This window comes from bacterium (assembly GCA_009926305.1).
In the GTDB taxonomy this organism is placed as follows: Bacteria; Bdellovibrionota_C; UBA2361; order UBA2361; family RFPC01; genus RFPC01.
The window spans coordinates 1-2,099 of the sequence record RFPC01000174.1 but is presented as its reverse complement, the minus strand read 5'-3'; the positions used below and the strand labels follow the sequence as shown (position 1 = coordinate 2,099).

General features: G+C 46.8%; 4 protein-coding genes. 2 read left to right on the top strand and 2 right to left on the bottom strand.

The features are described 5' to 3' along the window. Positions 1-838, top strand: an 838-nt coding sequence (locus EBR25_13400; GenBank protein ID NBW41977.1) for an isopenicillin N synthase family oxygenase, incomplete at its 5' end; no start/stop codon positions are given. On the opposite strand, the gene EBR25_13395 is transcribed toward EBR25_13400, so the two are convergent. Together EBR25_13395 and EBR25_13390 are read right to left on the bottom strand one after the other, a co-directional pair. Next, on the bottom strand, positions 810-1,004 hold the full coding sequence (locus tag EBR25_13395) for a hypothetical protein (GenBank protein NBW41976.1): 195 nt from the start codon (positions 1,002-1,004) through the stop codon (positions 810-812). The two genes, EBR25_13400 and EBR25_13395, sit on opposite strands and share 29 nt — an antisense overlap. A 41-nt stretch (positions 1,005-1,045) precedes the next feature. After that, the gene (locus EBR25_13390; protein NBW41975.1) at positions 1,046-1,585 is read right to left on the bottom strand and encodes a hypothetical protein; all 540 of its coding nucleotides are present in this window, start codon (positions 1,583-1,585) and stop codon (positions 1,046-1,048) included. 58 nt (positions 1,586-1,643) lie between these two features. On the opposite strand from EBR25_13390, the gene EBR25_13385 reads away from it, so the two are divergent. Then, a partial coding sequence (locus EBR25_13385) for a hypothetical protein (protein NBW41974.1) occupies positions 1,644-2,099 on the top strand: 456 nt, incomplete at its 3' end.

Here is a 2,099-nt window from a genome sequence, read left to right as displayed (position 1 = left end):
TAAAAGCGGATACACGGCGCCAGAAACAGAGAAGCGTCCGGATGGAGGGAAATTTGAGGCCCATGAGGATCTGCTCTATTTCCCCCAACGAACGAAATTATTACCTGGATATCCTGAGATCGACCCGCTTGTTAGAGAGGTGCATTCTCTGCTTCAAGGATATGGAGAAACCTGTTATCAAGTGATGTTTGCTGGACTCGGAGTTGCTAAGCAGTGTGAGGAAAGAAGCATCGCTCCAACGGAGTGCTCTGTTTTACGAATAGCACACTATCTCTCCCGTGATTCGATCGAAACTCCATTAGAAGACTCTGTCTGGTTGTATGAGCATAAAGATATCAGCCCAATCGCCATCTATCTTCCGACTGAAAGTGAGGGGCTCCAGGTGAAAATGGATGGAAAGTGGAAAGACCTTCTCGTTCCCGATGACTGTATCGTTTTGAATACTGGCTTCACACTGGAGCGGATGACTGCTGGATTAATACGACCTGTTGAGCATCGCGTCTTAATGCCTGGTAAAGATGAGCCCTCGAGAGAACGGCTGTCGATTACCTTCTTTATGAACTTCGCAGACGACTTTGATATGACGCCTCTTTCGGAGTGTTTTAATAGTTATAAAGATCGCGTAGCGCGTGGGCTTATATCAGCTGAAAGAACGGCAGAGATCGAACAACTACTTACTCCAAGAGGCACCTTTAAGGATTTTATGAAAGCGGAAGGACTCCGTCGGCAGCAGATAACTCGGCATAGCACAGAGGAAGAAAAGGCTGCAATTCAGGAGACTTTAAGAGAGCTCCTTGCGAAAGGGCATCTTACCGATCTTTTCCCAGACGGCTTGTAGCTTGTTCGGCCCTGAAAAAAAAGATGCTGGTACTTGAATAGAGGTTGGGTACGATCCAGATGTTGCACGCGAGCGGGAGCGCAAACAGGACAATGGTGTAAGGCAGAGCCTTCCACACCATTACGGTATACGAGAGTCGCACGTTGGCGGCGATTCCCCCCCCCACTCACGTCCCCCCCCCCTCAAGCGGGGAAAGCCTTTTACTCACTAAGCTTCACCACTGCCTGCCAAAAGGCACTCATGAAGTACTTTAGCTGGAAAATACTCAACTAACTCTATGGCTGTTATGAATCCCTTAAGCGGAAGCTCTACTTCACTTACTACCGTCTCAAACACCCGCTGTACTTCAGGCAAATCCCGGCGAGGAAATATACTGATATGGGGAACGAAACTACTAACTGAGTTAAGGGGATTATTCGCTCCACCTCCAGCCTTAACAACTTCACTTAAAATTCTATGGAGCTCAAGCAACTCTCTCGTTGGAGTTACCCCAAGAAAAATCATAGGCGACTTTCCACCCCAGGTAGCTAACGATGATACCGTGATAGGAACAGCCGCTATTTCCCTTAGCTGCTCAAAGTTAGAAACTCCATGCTCACGTTCAGAACTGGTAAAACTCAAATGTGGCCAACCGAAGTCTTCCTTAAGACTAATATTTAAGCCACAGGAGCTTACCAGCTCCCAAATGTCACTAATTCGCTCTAACAATTCAGGGTTGAATCGACCTTGTAGGACGAAATGTTTCATTCACCGCAATCTCAATTTTCCTAAATCGACCAGATTATAATTAACTGCCAAGAGTAATATGACAGAACACAGCGCTCTCGCACAGACAATTACACACTTTACTGGAAGCAGTCTCATATTGGGCGGCCTTACCCCAGAGAGCCCTCTGTGGTCTAACATCCTCGACGTAGTACAAGACTCTTACTACGAAAGCCTAGCTTCTGATTTCGGGTACGACCAGTGCGACTTTCCATTTAAAGCCCAATTGACCCTTTACTTTCCGAACGTCTGTTCACCTCCTTGTGCTGTATCAGAGAAAATGAGCTCTATTATTGAAGGCTCCGACATTTGCCTCTTCTCTACTCGGCACTGTGGATATGCCACGCCCTATCATGTGGGTAATATCGTAACCTCCATGTGCCAATGGAACTCTACAGTTTCAGCTCAATCTCGAATTACCTATATGCAGGAGCATCTTCAACTCGAGAAATGTCAGCCACTATTCCGAAGGATTGTCTTCGACTCAATCGACTCA